Source organism: Psychrobacillus syltrankelensis, assembly GCF_055454035.1.
Window position 1 is genome coordinate 3,051,740 of record NZ_CM144227.1, and the last position, 22,392, is coordinate 3,074,131.

General features: G+C 37.0%; 18 protein-coding genes. 11 read left to right on the top strand and 7 right to left on the bottom strand.

Features of this window, described 5'->3' with window-relative positions:
* Positions 1 to 12 precede the first annotated feature (12 nt).
* The 4 genes from ACTSKG_RS14935 (at position 13) to ACTSKG_RS14950 (ending at position 5,212) form a co-directional block, all read left to right on the top strand.
* On the top strand, positions 13 to 1,578 hold the full coding sequence (locus ACTSKG_RS14935) for a flotillin family protein (RefSeq protein ID WP_464755355.1): 1,566 nt from the start codon (positions 13 to 15) through the stop codon (positions 1,576 to 1,578).
* Between the two features lie 526 nt (positions 1,579 to 2,104).
* Positions 2,105 to 3,043 carry an HD-GYP domain-containing protein gene (locus ACTSKG_RS14940; protein WP_464755356.1) on the top strand — a complete coding sequence of 313 codons (939 nt, stop codon included), beginning with the start codon at positions 2,105 to 2,107 and terminating at the stop codon, positions 3,041 to 3,043.
* Positions 3,044 to 3,322: 279 nt separating this feature from the next.
* Positions 3,323 to 4,699 carry a class II fumarate hydratase gene (gene fumC, locus ACTSKG_RS14945; protein ID WP_464755357.1) on the top strand — a complete coding sequence of 459 codons (1,377 nt, stop codon included), beginning with the start codon at positions 3,323 to 3,325 and terminating at the stop codon, positions 4,697 to 4,699.
* Positions 4,700 to 4,720: 21 nt separating this feature from the next.
* A complete protein-coding gene (locus tag ACTSKG_RS14950) occupies positions 4,721 to 5,212 on the top strand; it encodes a PCYCGC motif-containing (lipo)protein (RefSeq protein WP_464755358.1) in 492 nt (163 codons plus the stop codon).
* A gap of 568 nt (positions 5,213 to 5,780) precedes the next feature.
* Here the strand turns inward: ACTSKG_RS14950 and ACTSKG_RS14955 are convergent.
* Complete coding sequence (locus ACTSKG_RS14955) at positions 5,781 to 6,932, bottom strand: cysteine desulfurase family protein (RefSeq protein ID WP_464755359.1); 1,152 nt, start codon at positions 6,930 to 6,932, stop codon at positions 5,781 to 5,783.
* Positions 6,933 to 7,054: 122 nt separating this feature from the next.
* Here ACTSKG_RS14955 and nadB point away from each other — a divergent pair, with 122 nt between their 5' ends.
* From nadB to nadA, 3 genes are read left to right on the top strand one after another with little or no spacing between them, the layout of a single operon-like run.
* A complete protein-coding gene (nadB, locus tag ACTSKG_RS14960) occupies positions 7,055 to 8,635 on the top strand; it encodes an L-aspartate oxidase (protein WP_464755360.1) in 1,581 nt (526 codons plus the stop codon).
* Positions 8,604 to 9,449 carry a carboxylating nicotinate-nucleotide diphosphorylase gene (gene nadC / locus ACTSKG_RS14965; protein WP_464755361.1) on the top strand — a complete coding sequence of 282 codons (846 nt, stop codon included), beginning with the start codon at positions 8,604 to 8,606 and terminating at the stop codon, positions 9,447 to 9,449. The genes nadB and nadC overlap by 32 nt, the downstream gene beginning before the upstream one ends.
* Positions 9,445 to 10,551 carry a quinolinate synthase NadA gene (gene nadA, locus ACTSKG_RS14970; RefSeq protein WP_464758047.1) on the top strand — a complete coding sequence of 369 codons (1,107 nt, stop codon included), beginning with the start codon at positions 9,445 to 9,447 and terminating at the stop codon, positions 10,549 to 10,551. The genes nadC and nadA overlap by 5 nt, the downstream gene beginning before the upstream one ends.
* A 26-nt stretch (positions 10,552 to 10,577) precedes the next feature.
* Here the strand turns inward: nadA and rsiV are convergent, their stop codons facing one another.
* The gene (rsiV, locus tag ACTSKG_RS14975) at positions 10,578 to 11,453 is read right to left on the bottom strand and encodes an anti-sigma-V factor RsiV (RefSeq protein ID WP_464755362.1); all 876 of its coding nucleotides are present in this window, start codon (positions 11,451 to 11,453) and stop codon (positions 10,578 to 10,580) included.
* Positions 11,450 to 11,947 carry a sigma-70 family RNA polymerase sigma factor gene (locus ACTSKG_RS14980; RefSeq protein WP_464755363.1) on the bottom strand — a complete coding sequence of 166 codons (498 nt, stop codon included), beginning with the start codon at positions 11,945 to 11,947 and terminating at the stop codon, positions 11,450 to 11,452. The genes rsiV and ACTSKG_RS14980 overlap by 4 nt, the downstream gene beginning before the upstream one ends.
* A gap of 972 nt (positions 11,948 to 12,919) precedes the next feature.
* Here ACTSKG_RS14980 and ACTSKG_RS14985 point away from each other — a divergent pair.
* The gene (locus ACTSKG_RS14985; RefSeq protein WP_464755364.1) at positions 12,920 to 13,618 is read left to right on the top strand and encodes an ABC transporter ATP-binding protein; all 699 of its coding nucleotides are present in this window, start codon (positions 12,920 to 12,922) and stop codon (positions 13,616 to 13,618) included.
* The gene (locus ACTSKG_RS14990) at positions 13,608 to 14,909 is read left to right on the top strand and encodes an ABC transporter permease (RefSeq protein ID WP_464755365.1); all 1,302 of its coding nucleotides are present in this window, start codon (positions 13,608 to 13,610) and stop codon (positions 14,907 to 14,909) included. The genes ACTSKG_RS14985 and ACTSKG_RS14990 overlap by 11 nt, the downstream gene beginning before the upstream one ends.
* Positions 14,910 to 14,942: 33 nt before the next feature.
* On the opposite strand, the gene ACTSKG_RS14995 is transcribed toward ACTSKG_RS14990, so the two are convergent.
* The 3 genes from ACTSKG_RS14995 to nhaC form a co-directional block, all read right to left on the bottom strand.
* Positions 14,943 to 15,206 (bottom strand): hypothetical protein, encoded by a 264-nt coding sequence (locus ACTSKG_RS14995; protein WP_464755366.1) that lies wholly within the window; start codon positions 15,204 to 15,206, stop codon positions 14,943 to 14,945.
* Between the two features lie 100 nt (positions 15,207 to 15,306).
* On the bottom strand, positions 15,307 to 16,467 hold the full coding sequence (locus ACTSKG_RS15000; protein WP_464755367.1) for a class I SAM-dependent methyltransferase: 1,161 nt from the start codon (positions 16,465 to 16,467) through the stop codon (positions 15,307 to 15,309).
* A 113-nt stretch (positions 16,468 to 16,580) separates the two neighbouring features.
* Positions 16,581 to 17,966, bottom strand: coding sequence for a Na+/H+ antiporter NhaC (nhaC, locus tag ACTSKG_RS15005; protein WP_464755368.1), 1,386 nt, complete (start codon positions 17,964 to 17,966; stop codon positions 16,581 to 16,583).
* Positions 17,967 to 18,288: 322 nt separating this feature from the next.
* On the opposite strand from nhaC, the gene ACTSKG_RS15010 reads away from it, so the two are divergent.
* Positions 18,289 to 19,032: a VOC family protein gene (locus ACTSKG_RS15010; RefSeq protein WP_464755369.1), complete on the top strand. Its 744-nt coding sequence runs from the start codon at positions 18,289 to 18,291 to the stop codon at positions 19,030 to 19,032.
* 14 nt (positions 19,033 to 19,046) lie between these two features.
* Positions 19,047 to 20,318: a GTPase HflX gene (gene hflX / locus ACTSKG_RS15015; RefSeq protein ID WP_464755370.1), complete on the top strand. Its 1,272-nt coding sequence runs from the start codon at positions 19,047 to 19,049 to the stop codon at positions 20,316 to 20,318.
* 336 nt (positions 20,319 to 20,654) lie between these two features.
* Here hflX and ACTSKG_RS15020 read toward each other — a convergent pair whose 3' ends face one another.
* Complete coding sequence (locus tag ACTSKG_RS15020) at positions 20,655 to 22,373, bottom strand: ABC transporter ATP-binding protein (RefSeq protein ID WP_464755371.1); 1,719 nt, start codon at positions 22,371 to 22,373, stop codon at positions 20,655 to 20,657.
* Between the last annotated feature and the right edge of the window lie 19 nt (positions 22,374 to 22,392).

A 22,392-nucleotide genomic window follows, 5' to 3' on the forward strand; every position in this document is an offset into this window, starting at 1 on the left:
GGAATTAGGTTGATGGAAAATTTAAGTCTTTTAATCGTTATTGGAATTGTTGTGTTCGTAATAGTAATAATGCTTGCAGTGTACGTTACAAAGTATCGAACAGTTGGACCAGATGAAGCGTTGATTGTAACAGGAAGTTATTTAGGGTCGAAAAATGTACATACAGACGACTCTGGAAATCGCATTAAAATAATTCGTGGTGGAGGTACATTTGTATACCCAGTATTTCAACAAGCGCAACCACTTAGCTTATTATCTAGTAAATTAGAAGTTACAACGCCAGAAGTATACACGGAGCAAGGAGTTCCAGTTATGGCTGATGGTACGGCGATTATTAAAATAGGCGGTTCTATTTCTGAAATTGCAACAGCCGCTGAACAATTTTTAGGGAAAACAAAAGCGGATCGTGAAAATGAAGCAAAGGAAGTACTAGAAGGTCACTTGCGTTCCATATTAGGATCTATGACAGTAGAAGAAATTTATAAAAATCGTGACAAGTTTTCTCAAGAAGTACAACGTGTTGCTTCACAAGACTTAGCAAAAATGGGACTAATCATCGTTTCTTTTACAATTAAAGATGTTCGAGATAAAAATGGCTATTTAGACTCTTTAGGGAAACCAAGAATTGCTCAAGTGAAACGAGACGCAGACATTGCGACGGCTGAAGCAGAAAAAGAAACACGTATTAAACGTGCGGAAGCCTCAAAGGATGCGCAACGAGCTGAGATAGAACGAGCTACAGAAATTGCGGAAGCGGAAAAAGAAAATCAATTAAAAGTAGCAGAATATCGTCGTGAACAAGATATGGCAAAAGCTCGTGCCGACCAAGCATATGAGTTAGAAACTGCACGATCGAAACAAGAAGTAACAGAACAAGAAATGCAAATTCAAATCATTGAACGTCAGAAACAAATTGAATTGGAAGAAAAAGAGATATTGCGTCGTGAAAAACAATATGATTCCGAAGTAAAGAAAAAAGCAGATGCTGATCGGTATGCGATTGAACAAAATGCAGCAGCAGCAAAGTCTCGTGAAATTGCAGAAGCGGATGCAGAAAAATATCGAATCGAAGCAAAAGCAAAAGCAGATGCTGAAAAAGTACGTTTAGACGGACTTGCAAAAGCTGATTCCCAACGAGCACAAGGGGAATCAGAAGCAGATGTTATTCGCTTAAAAGGTCTTGCGGAAGCAGAAGCAAAACGTAAAATTGCAGAGGCATTTGAAATGTACGGTCAAGCAGCAGTGCTAGACATGATTGTTCACATGCTACCTGAATATGCGAAGCAAATCGCAAGTCCGCTTTCAAACATCGACAAAATTACAGTAGTAGATACAGGAAGTGGAGAAGGTGGAGGAGCAAACAAGATTACCTCTTATGCAACTAACTTAATGTCTACTCTTCAAGAAACATTAAAAGCATCTTCCGGAATTGACGTAAAGGAAATGCTGGAGAACTATGCTGGAAAAGGAAATATTCGTCCGAGCATTGAACAACTAACGCAAGAAGTAAAGAGTGCGAACCTTAAACAACCAACAGAACAATTGGATAACAGTAAAGCAGAAGAAGTGAAAGTATAATAATAGGTTAGAATAGAGTCGAAACGCTGCATTATGCGTTTCGGCTCTATTTTTTAAATTAAAGATTAGAAAGTATATGGTCAAATATAAAAAAGCGGCTCCAGCGCAAGCTGAACCTAAAAAAATGATAGAATCCATTACTAAAGAAGGCTGAAGCGGACTATACTGCATCTTCGACCGTTTTTAAAATAATAGGAAGGCATTATACTCTCATTATCCAAACCTTCAACATATTTTTAAGAGCGAGACGGACAAACATCCGCCACAACATTACTGAAAAAAGTGAATCGTGAAGTGACTGTTTTTCACGATCCACAAAAATTCCAAAGGTAAAAGTGTAGTTGATGTTAAGTACTTTAGAAATAGTAAGGAAAAGATGCACTTAAAGGTCGCGGCGTTTTTCTTATAAGAATTTATTATCCATTTCCTATGTATTGTACTAGTGTAAAAATTCCGACTACTTGTTATAATAAAATATACTGCTAATTCGTCATTTTTCTACAAAATATTCCAATGGAGGTATAGTATGAGTGAACTAGAATCTCAATCTTACAGTAATTATGATCAAAATGGTTATCCTGTGCTTCGTTTAGGATATGCAGACGTTGTTTTGCTTGGGAGATGGGATGGTTTGTCGAATGCCCTTTTTACATTGTATAAAAACAGAACTTTTTGGGTGAAATACGATATGGGAGATAATAATGAAACGATTGAAGCCTATACACTTCTTAACGGAATAGTAGAAATGGAATATGAGGGAAACAGACGTGTAATAGAAATTGGTGAAACAATCGATGCGTCCCAATATGAAAATATCATTTCGTTTTATGGTGAAACAGAAGCCGATATCCTTATAAAAATGAACTCTGAAAAGTTTGAACAGGGTTTTTTCGAAACAAAACTTCTTCAAAAAGAAGCGGATGCAATTGAAGCAATTGATGGCTATACATATATGCATTGCAACCGTATTAAAGATTATTCCTTAGAAGTTTGGAACTATCTAAAGTTACCAGTAGAAAGTCTGAGTAGACTTAGATGGGGTGCTTATTTTCATGATATAGGAAAGCGGGACATACCAATTGAAATATTAAATAAGTCCGGGAAGTTAACTACAGAGGAATGGGAAATCATGAAATCCCATACGACGTTAGGTGCCGATATTATGCGAAAGCATTCTATAAAATGGTTGAAAGATAGTGCCTTTATTGTGGAACAACATCATGAAAGGCATGACGGTAAGGGATATCCTTATGGGCTTAAAGGGGATGAAATCACATTAGAAGCTTCCATCGTTTCAGTTGTGGACGCTTTTGATGCAATGACAACCGATAGAGTATATAAGAAGGCATTATCTATAAAAGAAGCTGTAAAAGAAATTGAACTAGGGAAAGGTACTCAGTTTAATCCTATCGTTGTAGATGCTTTTATCGAAATATTAAAGCATAAACAAAATGAATGGAAATAATCGTTGGAATTTTCTCTTGAGTTTACAAAATATGAATGGAAAATCGTCAAGAGCCATAAAATATGAAGGCAGTAATAAATTCAAACCATAAGAAAGATTTTATAAAGTCGCTTTAATTGTAGAACTACATCACGGACGATATGATAGAAAAGAATATCCACATGGTTTAGTGGGGAAGAAATACATTAAAAGTTGGTATGTTGTTTAATCCAGCTAGGGTAGTTTTGAAAAAGTTGAACGAAAGAAACAACGAGTGGAAATAAAAAGGAGTGGAGAAAAATGTCTTTTCGTATTGAGCATGATTCTATGGGGGAAATTAAAGTTCCGCAGGATAGCCTTTGGGGAGCACAAACACAAAGATCGAAAGAAAACTTTAAAATCGGTAATGAAAAAATGCCGATTGGTGTAGTTTATGGATTGGCCCTTTTAAAAAAATCAGCAGCAATAGTAAGTCATTCTCTTGGCAACTTATCCGAAGGAAAAAAAGATGCAATCGCCGCAGCGGCTGACGAAATTCTAACTGGTAAATTAGATGAACATTTTCCGTTAGTTGTATGGCAAACGGGTAGTGGTACACAATCGAATATGAATGTGAATGAAGTTATCGCCCATCGTGGTAACCAACTCCTTGAAGAAAAAGGCATTGAAGAACGACTTCATCCGAATGATGATGTAAATAAATCACAAAGCTCGAATGATACATTCCCAACAGCGTTACATATAGCAGGAGTACTTGCGGTAGAACAAAAACTTATACCCGCAATTGATGTTTTGAAAGAAACGCTTGGGAAGAAATCAGAGCAATTCATGGATATCGTGAAAATTGGTCGTACACACTTACAAGATGCAACACCTCTTTCACTTGGACAAGAATTCAGTGGATGGCATAGAATGCTAGAAAAGTCATCGAAAATGATTTTGCAAAGTGTGCAAGATATGAAAGAGTTAGCTATTGGGGGAACCGCAGTGGGGACAGGTCTAAACGCCCCAAATGGTTTCGGCGATTTAGTTGCAGCTGAAATTTCCAAAGCTTTAGGAATAGAATTCACTTCTGCAAAAAATAAGTTCCATTCCTTAACAAGCTATGATGATGTTGTATATGTGCATGGTGCTGTGAAGGCGCTTGCGGCAGATTTAATGAAAATCGCAAATGATGTTCGCATGCTTGCAAGTGGACCACGTTCAGGTATTGGTGAAATTTCTATTCCTGAAAATGAACCAGGAAGTTCCATTATGCCTGGTAAAGTAAACCCAACACAAAGCGAAGCAATGACAATGGTTGTTGCACAAGTAATGGGGAATGACACTACCATTAGTTTTGCAGCAAGCCAAGGGAATTACCAACTGAATGTTTTCAAACCGGTAATCATTCATAATTTCCTCCAGTCTGTCGGATTAATTAGTGATGCAATTATTAGCTTTAACAATAACTGTGCGATTGGAATTGAGCCTAATTTGGAAACAATTCAACATCATGTGAACAATTCACTTATGCTGGTAACCGCATTAAATCCTTATATTGGTTATGAAAATGCAGCGAAAATTGCAAAATATGCACATAAAAATGGTTCAACATTAAAAGAAGCAGCGATAGAACTTAATTTACTAACAGCTGAAAAATTTGATGAAATCGTAAGACCTGAAAAAATGATCTAATCTGAAGAGGAAGTTTATAAAATGAAAAAGTTTTTATTTCTATTGTTTAGTGCTTTATTAGTGCTTTCTGCTTGTGGTCAAAAAGGTTCTCAAGAAAAACAAGAAGACCACGAAAATCATAGCGCTCATTTAGCTAATGGTGATTTACAAGAAACAACTGCATCCGCTGACGTTTTGCCTGCATTTTTAGACAATCAATCCGAAGATATGAAAATTGTTTACCAAGCAGCGGCAAAAGCAAATGTTGTGTTAAAATGGATGCCTTGCTACTGTGGTTGTGGAGATAGTGCAGGTCATGTGAGCAACTTTAACTGCTTCGTGCATGAGATAAAAGAAGGCGGAGAAGTTGTTTGGGATGATCACGGAACTCGCTGCACTACATGTTTAGAGACTGCTGTAATGTCTATTCAAATGATACAAGAAGGAAAATCATTAATAGAAATTCGTAATGCTATCGATGAAGCTTATAGTGATGGCTATGCTAATCCAACTGATACACCAATGCCTGCATAAAAATTAAAAAAAGTTCCTTTTCATTTTAAAATGAAAAGGAGCTTTTTTTACAAAGCAAGGAAAAACATTTTCCGAAAGATTACCGCTACTTAAAGAATTAACTTTACGTCCCAGTAATGCAGTCCAAAGCACACCGAGAATAGAGAAAAGGATGCTTCCCAGGGATCAAGTGTTAAGCCGCTTCCATCCGTCCAGAGTATTAATTAGCTTGCTAATCCCCTTGGAATTTCTGCCTTCCGCTTCAATTAACTAAAGGTAAACTTTTATGTATGGATATGCCGGTGAAAAATAGGAGGCTTACATCAAATAAAGAATTGAAATAACTCCCGAAATTGTATCTTCGGGAGTTTCTTGTATGAGTAAGAAAGCATCTTTTCTTTCATTATCCAAAAAAGATTTTAAACCTCTTCCTAAAGTTGTAGGAGAGCGACGGACAGACGAAATCCATAAGATTACCGAAAAGAGAGGCAGGTCGTGACATCAGTCACGACCTGCCTCTTTCATAGGCTTTCGGTAATGATATAGTTCAAGTCTATCCAAAGCCCTCCGGAAACGATTGAAAATAGGTTTAAAGGACGCTTGTGCTTTTCTTATGGTTAGATTCCTCTGTAATTTGTAGAAGTGCTTGGATTAAATACTCGATGTCCTCCTCCGTTGTACTTGGTCCAAAAGAAATACGGAAGAACTGTCTTGCTTCATCTATATCATATCCCATTGCCAAAATTGCTTTAGTACCAGATGCACTATTTACGTCACAAGCGCTCCCGGTGGAAATATAAATTCCTAATTCGTTTAGCTTCAGCATAACAAGCTGACCTTCCATTCCTAAAATACGCATTCCGCAAACGCTGGGGAATTGAAGTTGCGATGGTGCCTCGACAAATGTGCAATTTGTTCCTCTAAATGCTTCTTGCATACGTTTACGAAATGTCCAATGACGATCAGTTATTTGTTCTCCTTGGGATTGTTGTAGAGCAACTGCAAAAGCTGCTAGTGCTGGTGTATCAATAGTTCCACCTCTTAAGCTTTTCTCATGAGTCAGACCAGGAAATAGCGGTTGAACGGGGCAACGAGGATTTATATAAATGGCCCCACATCCCTTAGGTCCTCCAATTTTATGTGCAGAAAAAGTCATTGCATCTACAATGTTTGAAAAGGTATCTAAAGGTAATTTACCAAAAGATTGGACGCAGTCGACATGTAAACGGATTCCTTTCTGCTTAGCAAACTGGGCAATTTCTTCAATCGGTTGTATGGACCCAATTTCAGAATTAACATGCTGTATCGAAAATAAAATAGTATCCTCTGATATGGCTTCTTTTAGTGCTGTTAATGAAACAATTCCTTCTTCGGTAAGTGGTAGTTTTGTGACTTTGAATCCTTCTATTTCCAGACTATTGATTGCAGCATGAACAGATGTATGCTCAGCCATCGTTGTAATAATATGTTTACCTTTGCCACGACTAGCTAATGCTCTTGCGATGCTCATAATAGCAATTATATTGCCTTCAGTTCCGCTCCCGGTAAAATACACGCCATCTGGATTAATATTTACATATTGGGCAATCTTTTGACGTGATTGTTCTACTAATAAAGCCGCCTTGTTTCCTGCGTCATGTGGACTAGAAGGATTAGCTGCAAAATCGGTAGCGACCTTTATATAAGTAGCAAGAGCTTTTTCTGTCATAGGCATAGAAGCGGCATAGTCTAAATATTTCATTCCACGTTCCCCCATTTTATTTTACTTTTTTACATTAGTGGTTTTATTACTATAAATCTCTTGTCATAAGTATAGTTTTGTGTAAAGATAGGTGTCAAGACAACTGTAAAGAAGGCGGAAGGATGAAAGTTACCACGGACGTTATCATAATTGGTAGCGGAGTCGCGGCTTTACAAGCTGCAAAGTTTATTGGCAGACAAATGACTGTTCATATTCTTACTAAAACTGAAATTACAAGTAGTAGCTCCTATTATGCGCAAGGCGGTATCGCGGTAGTTATGGATGAGAATGATCATATTGAAACACATATTCAAGACACATTGGATGCTGGTGTACACCATCATTACCAAGAAGTAGTTGATTCTCTTGTAAAAGATGGCAAGGAAAGCGTTCATGCATTGATAAAAGAAGGACTTCCAATTGATCGAAACATAGACGGTACTATTAAACTTGGTATGGAGGGTGCCCATAGCAATCATCGAATCGTTCATAGTGGAGGAGATGCAAGTGGGAGGGTATTAGTGAATCATTTGCTATTACAGCTTCCTTCAAAAGTAACTATACACGAATATGAACTGGCATATGATTTAATTGTCAACATAGAAGGTCGCTGTATAGGGGTAAAAACAAAAGGCATAAATGGACAAATAAAAACTTATTTTGCTTCACATATTGTTATCGCTTCTGGTGGAGCTGGTGCTTTGTATCCAATTACCTCCAACAGACCGAGCAATTTCGGAGATGGGATAGCACTTGCATATCGTGCAGGAGCTGCAGTTGCGGATATGGAATTTTTACAATTTCACCCTAGTCTATTATTTGTTAACGGGGAAGCGAAAGGGCTAGTTTCTGAAGCTGTTAGAGGAGAAGGAGGGATATTTGTCGATGAACAACATCATCCGATTATGCACGGTCTACATCCTTTAGCAGATTTAGCTCCACGACATATAACAGCTTACGAAATGTATAAAAGACGAGCGATGGGAAAACAGGTATTCCTTGATATTTCATCAATCGATCATTTTGAGTTAAAGTTTCCTACGATAACAGCTTTATGCCGTGAACATAGTATTTCACTTCACAAAGGCTATATTCCAATTGCACCAGGAAGTCACTTTTTAATGGGTGGAGTCGTGGCGGATAGTTACGGAAGAACTTCTATCCCAGGGCTATATGCAGTAGGAGAAGTAGCATGTACCGGTGTCCACGGAGCAAATAGGCTAGCAAGTAATTCATTATTAGAATGTATTACTTTTGGTAAAAACATGGCATCTTACATTTGTGAACAAGGTCCAATAAAGTATTCAGCAAAAGTATTAACCAATACAGAACTACTTGCTAATAAATTGCCTTATGCAAAAAAGCAGCAATTGCAAGAAGATATGATGGCTTATGCAGGAATAGTAAGAGATGGAGAGACTTTGAGTTTGCTAGCACAGAAGCTTACATTTGTGGATCAGACACTACATCAAAGCTTAGATTCAATGACAATAGATGAAACAGAATTATACTTTATGCATATTGTTGCTTCACTTATTGCTCGTTCTGCATCCATGAGGACAGAGTCTAGAGGAGCACATATAAGAACAGATTTTAAAGAAACAAAGCAGGAATGGGCAAACCGTTGGATATTGATACAGCGGGGAAAAGTATATATAAGGGGCGAGCTACATGAACCACATCAAACTGGAGTCTATGCTTAAGCAATTTTATATAGAAGATATTGGAGATGGAGATCTTTCTAGTGAAAGAATATTTCCGCATGAAGAGAAAGGGACATTTACCTTTTACGCAAAAGAAGAAGGCATCTTTTGTGGTGAGGACGTTATTAAATATGGTTTTAAAGTATTGGATGAAAAGACGAATGTTACATTATTGAAAAAAGACGGTGAAATAGTAAAAAAAGGAGAATCATTAGCGAAAATAGAAGGACGTTTGCATACTCTACTTTCAGGAGAGCGAGTTATTCTCAATTTAATACAACGCATGAGCGGTATTGCTACGGCAGCAGCTAATGCAGTAAAAGAAACTCTAGGAACATCTGCACGCATTTGTGATACACGTAAAACAACTCCAGGACTTCGTATGCTTGAAAAATATGCAGTTCGAACTGGCGGTGCCTTTAATCATCGAAATGGGTTATATGACGCAATTATGTTAAAAGATAATCATATCTCCTTTGCAGGTAGCATTAAAGAAGCGGTTGCAAAAGCTCGTGCTTCGATTGGTCATACTGTGAAAATTGAAGTAGAAATTGAATCGAAGGAACAGTTAATCGAAGCGATTGAGTCTGGAGCAGATATTGTTATGTTTGATAACCGTACACCAGAAGAAATTAAAGAATGGCTTTCTCTCGTACCTTCCCATATTGCAACGGAAGCATCTGGAGGGATTACACTTACTAATATTCGGGCATATGCGGAAACGGGAGTTCAATGGATTTCACTTGGGGCATTAACACATACCGTAAAAGCGTTGGATATTAGTGCGCTTGTTGAATTGAAAGGAGTAGATTGAAATGATAACTGATTTATTTCAAACAAATTCGATGCTTCCAGATGAATATCGCCATTTATTGCGTGAAGAGATGGAGCAGCGAGTATATGATATAAAGCGTAGTCTAGGTTCTAAGCTATTTATTCCTGGTCATCATTATCAAAAGGATGAAGTTATTCAATTTGCTGATGTTACCGGAGATTCTTTGCAGCTTGCTCAAATTGCAGCTGCTAATCGTAAAGCAGAGCACATCGTTTTTTGTGGCGTGCATTTCATGGCTGAAACTGCGGATATGCTGACAACTACGGAACAAAAGGTTTATTTACCAGATATGCGAGCGGGTTGTTCAATGGCTGACATGGCAAATATTTATCAAACCGAAGAAGCTTGGGCTGAACTTCAAGCGATTTTTGGTGACACAATTATTCCATTGACGTATGTAAATTCCACAGCTGCAATTAAAGCTTTTACAGGGCACTACGGCGGTGCGTGTGTGACCTCTTCCAACGCTAAACAAATGGTGAAATGGGCATTTACACAAAAGGAACGATTATTATTTTTACCTGACCAACATTTAGGACGTAACACTGCCTATGATCTCGGTGTTCCTTTAGAGCAAATGGCTGTATGGAATCCCATTAAGAATGAACTAGAATATAAAGGGAACCTATCAGAAGTAAAGGTTATTTTATGGAAAGGCCATTGTTCAGTCCATGAAGGCTTTACAGTAGAAAATGTTCGTCAAATTCGAGAGACAAAGCCGCATATGAATATTATTGTTCATCCAGAATGTAGTCGTGAAGTGGTAGCTGCATCGGATGATAGTGGATCGACGAAATATATTATTGATGTTATTCAAAATGCTCCAGCCGGCTCTGCTTGGGCAATTGGAACAGAGATGAATTTAGTTAAGCGAATTATTGCTAAGCATCCAGATAAAGAAATTATTTCAGTAAATCCGAATATGTGCCCGTGTATGACCATGAATCGAATCGACTTACCACATCTATTATGGGCATTGGATATGATCGTTCAAGGTGAGCGTGGTAACATTATTAAGGTTGAAGAACAAACTGCTATAGAAGCTCGTTTATCCCTTCAACGAATGCTTGACCGAGCATAACAAAAAAATGACCTCGAATGTCGAGGTCATTTTATATATGCATTACTAACTAACAAATCTTGAATAACATCTGTTGGAATTTCAAACGTAAGAACGCCCATATATCCTGGAGCCACTTCATATTTATCGAAAGAAATAGTTAGTTTATGATCGGCTGTAATGGAGAAGGTTTGATCAGGACGAATTGCCTCAAATGATTCAAATTCAGCTTCACTCCCAACCCAGTAGATAATATTTTCATCTGCCTTCATTTGCTTAATCATTTCTCCTTTGATATAGGTAGAAATGGCTTCTATATATTGATCATTTTTAAATAAACTTGGTAACGTAATTAGAATTTCATTTTTCTTATCAATCGTATCGGTACGCATCGTGGTTGAAGATGAGCCTACCGTGTTCACATTATAACGGCTAATTGATAGAATATCATCTGTATCTGTCACTATTTCATACGTAGAAGCTACTCCTAGATGGCCTCCACCTTCTGCCTCTAAATCTTTCATATCTTTTTGAAAGCTTTCATACAGAGCTTCGTTTTCTGCAATGTATTTTTCATTTAACGTTTTTTCTAGTTCTTTATTTTCGAGTCCAGTTACACCTGGTGTTTTTAACTCTGCATTATAAGTGTCTTTAGCAACTTTAATTTCTTGTAAAGTTACAACCTGAACAATCGAACCAAGGACTGGGACAGTGGAAAGGGATTGGGCTAATGCAGGACTTATGTTCACGCTTGTAATAAATAACGATGCCGCTGCTACTAAGCCAATTCCCCATTGTTTGTATGGATTAGTCTTCTGTTGCATTTTTTTTGCTTTTCTAATGGAGTCATGTACTACTTGTGACAACTCTTCTGGAATTTGAATTTCATCATATTGTTTTTTAGAATCATCTAACTTACTCATAATTTCACCTTCTCTTCCATATTTGATCGTAATTTTCTTAGTGCAGCGTATAGTCTTGTTTTAATCGTATTCGTGTTTTCACCAAGGGTTGTTGCGATGACCTCAATTTTCATATCTTCAAAAAAACGAAGTATAATAATCGTTTTATAAACTGCAGGTAACTGGTCAATTGCTTCATACAAATCGATATCAGGAATTTCATTTTCATGCGCTGGGAGATGAAAATCCAAAACATTATCTTCTACAACAATTACTCGTTTATTTTTATGAATAAAGTCAATCGACGTGTTAATTAGAATTCGGTAAAACCATGTTTTTAAATAGTGAATTTCCTCAAGTGAATCAATGGAGCGCAGGGCCTTCATAATACTTTCCTGAATAATATCTAGTGCAGAATCCTTGTTCTTTACATAGCTAAATGCTAAGCGGTAATGTGCATGTTGATTTTCTACTATATAGTTTTCAACTAGTTGAAATTTTTCTTTTTTCGTCATGACATAGTTATACTCCTTTTTTCCGTATCGCGATTACGTATCAATCATTAGACGGGCGACTGTTGCAGAAAGTTTGATTAAATTGAAAAACTTTTTTTCTTAAAGATTAAGAAAGTATATGGATTTTCCTCCTATGAACCCAGTGTTCATAGTACTTTAAAGAATAAAATAATGCCGTGGATTTCCGTTTCAGGTGGACGTTTTACGTGGGGTGAGCGTTATTCCATCACCGCCGCTACGCGTTCGTTGTGATGGATTATCTGTCTTCGAGGAACGAAGACTAAGAGCGCCACATCGTGTGGCAACGCCTTCGTGACCAACATCCTGTTGGCCTCCGTCTGGAGTCGCCACCTTTCACTTCAATCCATTATGTGAATATTACCTAAGTAAGAGATATTTTTGCTCTTTAAAAAGTTGGTAATAGATTAAATGTATATATTTAATTATGCAATTATCCTATACATACTAGTTGATTGGAGCGTAGCGAAAACAAGATTTTGCACCATGCAAATAAGAAAGACGCGTCGCATAGTTTGGTACTTTCATTTGCTAATTCATATGGCAAGCGGAACTAGAGAAAAAATAGATAGTATCTAAAGGGAAAAAAGTGAAGTGCTTCCGAAATAGTATCTTCGGAAGCTTTTAAACGAGTAGGAAAGTATTTTTTCTCTAATTATCCAAACGAAACGCATTATGTCCGCACATATTACAAGAGGGCGACGGACAAACATCGGCCACAAGATTACCGAAAAAAGTGGATGGCGAAGTGATGCAGTTACTTCTCCATCCACAAAAATTCAAACGGTAATAGTGTAGGCAATGTTACGTCCAAAGCACTCTAGAAATAGTGAAGCCATGATACACTAAAAGGAACCTTGCAATTTTCTTAAGAAAATCTTCATTATTATCCTTCCTAAATGTTAAGAAACAATCGGTACACTGTGTAAAGAGCAATACGGAAGGAGAAAATAAATGATACAAGTACAAAACGTCAATCATACATTTCTAATAGGGAAAAAAGGGAAGGAAAAGAAAGTTCCTGTATTAAAAGGCTTGTCTTTTGAAGTAGAGAAAGGTGAAATCGTTGCGATTGTAGGGAAAAGTGGCTCTGGTAAATCTACTTTACTACATACAATAGCGGGTTTTATGAGCCCGGAAAATGGCTCCATCACTGTTAATGGACAGGAAACAGCCACCTTGAATGAAACAGAGAGAGCACATTTTAGATTAAACAATTTCGGCTTCATCTTTCAAAACTTCCAATTGATGCCTGGATTAACTGCATTCGAAAACGTGGAATTACCATTGAAATTAAAAGGAATGGCTTCTAAAAAAAGAAAATTGAGTGTAAAGCAACTAATGAAAAAAGTAGGACTAGAGGAAGTATCCGACCATTATCCGAATGAGCTATCAGGTGGACAACAACAGCGAGTTAGTATTGCTCGTGCGCTTATTACGAATCCTCCAATCTTATTTGCAGATGAACCCACTGGGAGCTTAGATTCAGAAACGGAACAAGATATTTTATTACTAATCCAAGACCTTAATCAAACACTAGGTGTCACATTTGTTATGATTACCCACGATGAGGAAGTGGCTAGCATTGCACATCGCAAATTTAGAATGCGTGATGGCGAACTAGTGAAGGGGGATACAACATATGTTATTTAAAGATCAAGTCGACTTTGTACGTCAACATATTAAGAAGAATAGACTACGTGTATTTATGACGGTTCTTGCTGCAACAATGGGTTGCGCATTTTTAATCGTACTTGCGTCCATTGGGTTTGGTATACAAGATACAATGCGAAAAGAAATATTAGAGGATCAAGCGATTACAGAAGTAGAAGTATATCAAAATGAAGGTGAATCACTCGATATTCCTAAAATTAGAGCAATAGATCATGTGCATGCAATCGTACAAAGAACTCGTATGGATGCACTTGCAATTTCTCAAATAAAAGATCGTACCATAGAAACAAATATGCAACTCACGAATTTTGAGGAAGAAAAAAAGTCCAATCTTAAATTATCAGAAGGAAGAATGCCTACTAAAGCAAATGAAATAGTTGTAGGGTATCAGTTTGCGCAGAATTTATTAACAGATGCTGAGCGTAAAGAAATGGAGCAAAGCCAAAGTACGGAAGAAACATCCGTGCCAAAGGGAGGCTTCAAGGATTCCTTAATCGGTAAAATAATTACAATGGCAATTAAGCCATATGATGCAGAAGAAGCGTTTCCGGAGAAATGGAATTTTACAATTGTAGGGATAACTGAAAAACCGGCAAAGGATTGGATAGTCGATACAAATGTTTTATTGGATGAATCTTGGAGAGATCAGTTTCAAGATGTGTATGTATCTAATATAGGAGCAGAAAACACGGATTTATTTTATACGCAAACAAAGATTTATACGTCTAGCTTAGAGCACGTGAAATCAGTGACAGAAGAGTTAAAGAATATGGGCTATAGCGTCTATTCTGTTTCAGAACAATTAGAGCAACTAGATGTCTTTTTTATGGCATTTAAAATTGGGTTAATATTTGTAGGAACAATCGCTGTTTTAATTTCATCGATTGGTATATTTAATACAATGACGATGGCTGTAACTGAACGTACAAGAGAAATAGGTGTTATGAAAGCAATAGGGGCTAGTCCTAAACTGATTCAGCGCTTATTCTTAATGGAAAGCGCATGGATCGGTATTATTGGTACCGTGCTTGCAGTTATCATTTCATATGCTGTAAGTTTACTAGCGAACTGGATATTACCGATGGTTGTTGGAGCAGCGCTAGGTGAGGACAAGTTCCAAGATTTATCTATAAAATTCTCTTTAATACCTTGGCAGCTTGTAGCAATCGCATCTGTCATTAGTATCGGAGTGGCAATGGTGTCTGGATGGAGACCAGCACGAAAAGCAACGAAAATCGATGTCATTCAAGCATTGAGACAAGAACTATAAGACAAAGGTCGTCCCGCAATTGGAGACGGCCTTTTATTTTGCAATTGTATAGTAAGCAATGAAGAGAACAAATACGACTACTGCGTTTAAGAGATTATATTTCGTTTTTGAAATTTTTTGATCGAATTTGTCGTATTTATTTATGACAGAAATTCCTAAGTAGGTTATAAAAATTGCTAGAATTATTGCGAAAATCGGAGGCATTGCGTATAATCTGGCATTGATAAAATGAACTAAGATAATAGCGATAGCCATCGCTGCACCATATGCTACTTTTTTCAATGTTGGTTGTTTCAATATGTTCATCTCCTGTCATTGTTATTTAGATGAGACCCACCTGATAAAAAATGCTTGTTTCTCACATGAACAATATTGCAAGAAACAGGCACTTGTGTCATCATAAATATTCTTTTAGTTCATTCTCCAAAAATGGATTTGCGTTTAGCATCTGCTTAAACTGTTTATAGCTTTCCAGTTGTTCAGCACTCGCCTTTTTCCCGTTCTTGTAAGCACGTATCAAAATGTTCTTCGGCGTATTTTCCATGTCGATAAACTCCACTAGCTGTGCTTCGTAACCGACCATATTTAGAATTTCAGCTCGAATAGAATCAGTTGCAAGTGCTGCAAAACGTTCTTTAATAAGTCCATGCTTCAACATGATGTCAAGCCCAGGTGCGTTTAGTTGGGTATTTAGTTCGTGCTGACAGCAAGGAACGCTTAATATTACACTTGCTCCCCATTTGACGGCGCGTGCAAGAGCCATATCTGTCGCCACGTCGCAAGCGTGAAGCGTAACAACCATGTCCACCGCTGTTTCTTCGTTGTAATCATTAATATCTCCTACTAAAAATTCAAGCTTATCATAGCCTAAATCTTTTGCAATCACCGCACATTCCTCTATAACTTCTTTTTTCAAATCAAGGCCGGTTACACGAATATCGAATCCCTTTTCGATTTTTAAATAATGATAAAGTGCAAATGTTAAATATGATTTCCCAGACCCGAAATCGAGGATTCGAACAGGTTTACCTTTTGGTAAGTGAGCAAGTGCATCGTCAATAAACTCCACAAAACGATTGATTTGCTTAAATTTATCATACTTTTGCTTTTTAACTTTACCTTCTGCTGTTTGTACACCTAAACGAATAAGAAAGGGATAGGGTGTGTCCTCGTCTAAAAGATAGTTCTTTTTCCGATTATGAGATAAATTCACTGTTTTCGAAGAAGCAGTTTTCTCCGATTTCCACATAACTTTGTTTTTCTTGGAAAGCTGGACTTGTACTTTTTCTGTTATGAAATCTGCATGTATTTGACGGAATTGTTCGAAGAGGTTTTCCAATGACTCTGCAAAGTTTTCTATTGGGATATTTTCATGTTTTAAAATACGTTCGTATTGATATTCTATTTGGATATGATACATATTTTTTATTTCAATCGGTTTTAGTTTTACTCGCTTTATTTCATTAGATTTTGCACGTGGTTGACTAATGGTTGCAGCAATCAACTGCTTATTTAAAGTTTGTTCGATCATATATTCTTTCATTTCTTGAAATTCCATTAAAATTCGCCTTCTTTTTCGTAAGATACATGGGATTAGTGTATCACAACAACAAGATTCTAGGTTAGTTGGAAAAACGCAAAATTTTAGTTGGGAAATACAATAAATGGAGTCTATTTCCCCTCAACATAAGTTAATGTTTTTCTTGCCCAACCAAATAATATTGTAAGTATCGGACAAAGTAAGCAGAAAAAGGCGAATGGCAAATAGTCAATCGTTGATACTGCAAGTATTTTCGTGATAAATATTCCGCAGACACTCCATGGTACTAAGGGATTGACGACTGTACCAGCATCTTCCATCACGCGCGCTAAGTTTTTGTTTGTTAACCCAACTTTTTGAAATTGTGCTTGAAATGTTTCCCCAGTCAATAAAATCGATAAATACTGTTCGCCTATTAATGTGTTCACGCCTATTGCAGTAAATGCGGCTGCAGTAATGACAGACCCTACACTTTTTAACAAGCTCTCCACTTTCAACAGAAGACTTTGCACGATACCAAGTGTGAATAAAAGTCCACCCATGCTTAAAGCAAGTATTACAAGTGATATGGTGAACATCATGCTATTCATACCACCACGTGTAAGCAGCGAATCAACTACTTCAATTCCTGTATGAGATGTATAACCGCTAAATAATATGTTTAACACTTCTCCCAAGGAAAAATGGTGATGGAAATAAGAAACGATTATACCGGCAATTGAAGTTAAAGCAAGAGCAATAATAGCGGGTACTTTTTTAAATGAAAGTAAGACAAGTAAAGCAAGTGGTAGTAAGGCGTACCAATGGATCAACCCGGTTTTCAGGAGTCCTTCTTGAAAGGTATTTATTTGGTCAATATTTTGTATTTCATTATTTGGTGACAAAATACCGTATCCAACAAGCGAAATGAAGAATGCGGGGATTGTAGTCCAACCCATATTACGAATGTGTTCAAATAAATCTACATGTACGATAGCTGATGCAAGGTTTGTCGTATCCGATAATGGTGACATTTTATCGCCGAAAAAAGCACCTGAAACAATAGCTCCAGCAGTAATAGCTAAAGAAACATCCATAGCGCTTGCCATGCCAACAAATGCAACCCCAACTGTTGCGACCGTTGTTAAGGAACTTCCGATTGATAAACCAATAATACATGTCACAACAAATGCTATAGCATAGAAAAAGTGAGGAGAGATAAACTGGAACCCTAAGTATATAAGCGTTGGAATTGTTCCACTCATCATCCAGCTACTAATTAAAATTCCAATAAAGAAAAAAATGAAAATTGCTCCAAGCCCAGCACTCGAGCCTTCAACCAGACCTTCTTCTAATTTTTTGTAAGGTACTTTTTTACATAGACCATACGTGATAAGTAGTAAGATTGCTAGCAAAATAGGCATATGTGGAACAGCATCAAATTTGATAATACAAACTGCCATTATGGTAATAATCGATATAATTAGCAATACTGCCTCCATAAATGAAGGAGTTATCGTCGATCGAATTCGAAACATAGTATATCCTCCTAGGTTATTATTAAACTTTCACTTTCGTAATTCAACGCTTCGAAGCACTAAAGTAATTAGGATTTTACCATGTACCAGAGATCTGTCAATTGGTAGAGGAAAAGTCTATTTCATCTGAATTTTGTGATAGAATAAAAGGAAATGTACTACATTCAAAAGGCGGAGCTTGTTTGTGTCGAAACAAAAAACAGAAGGATGATATGCAATCGACACATTTCCCGGGAAATTGTCAAAAAAGAGGTGGCAGTTCTTCATCGTCACCTCTTTTTGTTTCAGGAAAGATCCTACATAATATGAAAAGAGGTAAATCATGTATTTAGATCATATTGTTCATCATGTAACTAAAACACCAAAAGAGGTAGCGGGGGATTGGTGTGAAAAAAGATTCCACGCAGTAGTTGGAGGTCAGCATACTCACTGGGGTACATATAATGCTCTTCTATATACAAAAAATAGCTATATTGAATGGTTGGCATTAGAGCATGAAGAAGTTGCAGCCAAATCCAATCACCCATTAATCGATTTATTCCTACATGATTTGAAAACAGGGCCGGGTTTTGGGACAATATGTATCAGGACTTCATCAATTGACGAACTATGCTTGAAACTCGAAGAAAAAGGTATAGAAACATCGGGAATTTTACATGCTGAAAGAAAATTGACAAGTGGCTTAGTGCGTAAGTGGAAAATGCTTTTTGTAAAAGAGGTAGTAAGTGAAGCACTTCCAACTCCATTCTTTATAGAGTGGGAAGAAAGTGATAAAGAGCGCTATAATTTACTTCAAAAAGAGGGTACTATCGATGAGAGTAATCTGAAATTGTCCATAAATGCTTGTGAGTTTCATGTAGTAAATCCAAGGGAAGTAATGGACAAGTGGAAAAATATCTTTGATTTAAATGAACAGGATAATCAGACATTACTTTTATCTAATACGAAATTAGTATTCAAAAAGTTAGAAAACGGTACGAAAGAACGGCTTGGAAGTATTCATATTAGTGGATCTGATATTAAAGAAGCTATTATATATGAACAAGCAACTTATCGTTTTTGTTAAGAGGGGGAAGCATTTTGGATGAATTAATAGAAAAGGCAATCGTTGTAGCGGTCAATTTGCAGCATGATGAGCATTTTGACTATGGATTAGAGGAATTACACAATTTAGCAGAAGCTTTAAATGTAGAAGTTGTTGGGGAAGTTACCCAAAATTTAAATAGAGTCACCTCATCCCATTATGTGGGAACTGGGAAAGTTGAAGAAATTAAAAACTTCTATGAGGAAGCAGGTGCAAACCTCATCATATTTAATGACGAGTTATCTCCATCTCAAATTCGAAATTTAGAAAGAGATTTGGATTGCAAGGTAATTGACCGAACGATGCTAATTTTAGATATTTTCGCACGACGAGCTAAATCGAACGAAGCCCAAATGCAAGTAGAGCTAGCACAACTTCAATACATGTTGCCTAGATTAGTCGGTCTTCGTGCTTCACTGGGTCGACAAGGAGGAGGAACAGGTGGAGGATTCAAAAACCGTGGTGCTGGTGAAACAAAATTAGAGCTAGATAGACGTAAAATTGAAGACCAAATTGCAAAACTAAAACGTGAACTCGAACATGTAAAAGATCAACGAGAAACACAACGAAAGCAACGGAAGAAAAATGCTATTCCGGTAGTTTCTTTGGTCGGATATACGAACGCTGGTAAGTCAACCATTATGAATCAGTTTCTCAATAAAGTAGGGCAATTAGAATCGAAGCAAGTATTTGAAAAGGACATGCTTTTCGCAACACTTGAAACTTCTGTTAGACAAATAAAATTATCCGATCAAAAAGAGTTTTTATTAACTGACACGGTTGGATTCGTTAGCAAACTTCCACATCATCTAGTAAAAGCTTTCCGCTCAACTTTAGAAGAAGCACGTGATGCAAATTTACTTCTACATGTTGTGGATGTATCGAACGACGAACATCGCTACATGATGGACATAACAAATGAAACACTACTCGCTGTTGGAGTAGAAGATGTTCCTACTGTTTTTGTATACAATAAATCAGATCTTGCAGAAATGAAGTATCCACATGTTGCAGGAAAAAATATTTGGATTTCTGCGAAAGAAGGTACAGGACTAGATGAACTACTAGAAATCATTAAAAAGCATATTTTTTCCGATTACTTACAATGCTCCATGCTCGTACCTTTTGGTAGAGGCGATATAGTGTCCTATTTAAATGAGTACGCTTCAGTGAAATCAACTTCGTATGAAGAAGAGGGTACGCTTGTTAAAGTAGAATTGAAAAAGGCTGATTATGATCGATTTCAAGAATTTATATTTGTTCAATAACTAATAATGGCTATTCAAACAGTAGGATGAGTACTTCCGACTATTTGGATAGTCTTTTATTAATTGTGGAGCTTTAATCGTTAAATGAAGACTAAGCATCGAGCGAGAGCGTTTAGCTGATATACGAGAGCACTCAGTAGTCGAACGAGAGCGTGTAGCCGATATACGAGAGCACAGTCGCTGAACGAGAGAGTTTAGACGTAATACGAGAGCAGCATGTCGTCAAAAGAGAGCAACAAGTAGTCGGGCGAGAGCACGTAACCCTAAAGCGAGAGTATACAAATTTAAAACAAAGTAAAAGCTGCTTCACACAATATGCGGAGCAGCTTTTACTCGTTAAACTTCCTGAAACTGTATATTATGCAATCTAGCGAAAATGCCATCTTGCGCAACTAATTCATTATAAGTTCCGTCTTCTGCGATTCCATCTTCTGTGACTACTATTACACGATCTGCATCACGTATAGTTGCTAAACGGTGAGCTATAATAAGTGTTGTCCGATTTTCTGCAAGCTCCATTAAGGATTGTTGAATGATCTTTTCTGTTTCGGTATCGAGAGCTGAAGTAGCCTCGTCCAAAATTAATATCGGTGGATTTTTCAAGAACATGCGAGCGATTGCTAAACGCTGCTTTTGTCCGCCAGATAATTTAAGTCCGCGTTCACCAATTTGAGTATCGTATCCATCTGGAAGTGATGCTATAAAACCTTCTAAGTGCGCTTTTTTCGCTGCATCTTGAATTTCTTCTTCGGAAGCATCCTTTTTACCATATGCAATATTCTCACGAACAGTACCTGTAAATAAAAACACATCTTGCTGCACTATCCCAATTTGAGAAAGTAATGACTCCATTGTCACATCTCTTATATTTAATCCGTCAATCGTTATAGCACCTGTATTTACATCATAAAAACGAGGGATGAGTGAGCAGATAGTCGTTTTCCCGGCTCCTGATGGACCTACAAATGCAACTGTTTCACCAGCTTTTACTAATAAGTTAATATCCTCTAAGACAGACTTGTGATTATCATATCTAAAGCTAACATTCTCGAATTCAATATTTCCATTTAAGTGAGATACATTTAGAGCATTTGGGCTATCTTGTATCTCAGGATCCTGCTCCATGAGTTCCAAAAATCGTTTAAATCCTGCCATCCCTTTAGGATATAACTCAAGAAGTGCTGTTATTTTATCAACCGGCTTTATTAACACATTAACATAGAGAATAAAACTCACAAGCTCTCCTGTTGATAGTTTTCCTTTAACTGTAAACCATGCTCCCACTACAAGTACGACCAATGTCACAAGGCGAGTCATCATATAAATGCTCGAATGTGTTCCTGCCATTACCTTATAAGCTACTAGCTTGGCAATACGGAATTGTCCATTATCTTTTTGAAAGCGAGCAATTTCAAATTTTTCGTTTGTAAATGATTGCACAACGCGTACTCCAGAAACACTATCTTCGACTCGGGCATTAACGTCTGCAATTTTACCATACATGTTTTTCCATGCTTTATTCATCATAATGTTTCCATATGTTGCAACAAACGCTAAGAACGGCACCATTATAATTGCAATAAGTGCGAGCTCCGGATTGATATGGAACATAATAGCAAAAGCACCGATGAGTGTCATAATGGCGATGAATAAATCCTCTGGACCATGGTGAGCAAGTTCGCCAATATCAAATAAGTCATTCGTAATTCTACTCATAATATGACCGGTTTTCGTATTATCAAAAAACCGAAACGATTGTCGTTGTACATGATTGAATAATTGCTGCCTCATGTCTGTTTCGATATTAATGCCTAGTTTATGACCTAAATAACTTACAACATAGTTGAGAAAAGTACTTAACATATAAATTAGCAATAGCAAAATACTTATCTTTACAATCATATTCCAATCACCAGTAGGTAATAATTTATCGATAAACCATTGAACTGCAACAGGAAACGCAAGCTCTAAAATAGCAACGAATACAGCACTACTAAAATCGATGATGAATAATCGTTTATGTGGAATATAAAATGAAAAAAACTTTTTTAACACAAAATCTACTCCTTTCCTG

Bases quoted from the DNA above. Each gene is read 5' to 3' on its own strand.
- ACTSKG_RS15000 (WP_464755367.1), bottom strand. From the start codon at position 16,467: ATGGAATTTCAAGAAATGAAAGAATATATGATCGAACAAACTTTAAAT.
- ACTSKG_RS14980 (WP_464755363.1), bottom strand. From the start codon at position 11,947: ATGACGAAAAAAGAAAAATTTCAACTAGTTGAAAACTATATAGTAGAA.
- rsiV (WP_464755362.1), bottom strand. From the start codon at position 11,453: ATGAGTAAGTTAGATGATTCTAAAAAACAATATGATGAAATTCAAATT.
- ACTSKG_RS14950 (WP_464755358.1), top strand. From the start codon at position 4,721: ATGAAAAAGTTTTTATTTCTATTGTTTAGTGCTTTATTAGTGCTTTCT.
- ACTSKG_RS14935 (WP_464755355.1), top strand. From the start codon at position 13: ATGGAAAATTTAAGTCTTTTAATCGTTATTGGAATTGTTGTGTTCGTA.
- fumC (WP_464755357.1), top strand. From the start codon at position 3,323: ATGTCTTTTCGTATTGAGCATGATTCTATGGGGGAAATTAAAGTTCCG.
- ACTSKG_RS14990 (WP_464755365.1), top strand. From the start codon at position 13,608: ATGTTATTTAAAGATCAAGTCGACTTTGTACGTCAACATATTAAGAAG.
- ACTSKG_RS14955 (WP_464755359.1), bottom strand. From the start codon at position 6,932: ATGAAATATTTAGACTATGCCGCTTCTATGCCTATGACAGAAAAAGCT.
- ACTSKG_RS14985 (WP_464755364.1), top strand. From the start codon at position 12,920: ATGATACAAGTACAAAACGTCAATCATACATTTCTAATAGGGAAAAAA.
- nadB (WP_464755360.1), top strand. From the start codon at position 7,055: ATGAAAGTTACCACGGACGTTATCATAATTGGTAGCGGAGTCGCGGCT.
- ACTSKG_RS15010 (WP_464755369.1), top strand. From the start codon at position 18,289: ATGTATTTAGATCATATTGTTCATCATGTAACTAAAACACCAAAAGAG.
- nadC (WP_464755361.1), top strand. From the start codon at position 8,604: ATGAACCACATCAAACTGGAGTCTATGCTTAAGCAATTTTATATAGAA.
- nhaC (WP_464755368.1), bottom strand. From the start codon at position 17,966: ATGTTTCGAATTCGATCGACGATAACTCCTTCATTTATGGAGGCAGTA.
- ACTSKG_RS14940 (WP_464755356.1), top strand. From the start codon at position 2,105: ATGAGTGAACTAGAATCTCAATCTTACAGTAATTATGATCAAAATGGT.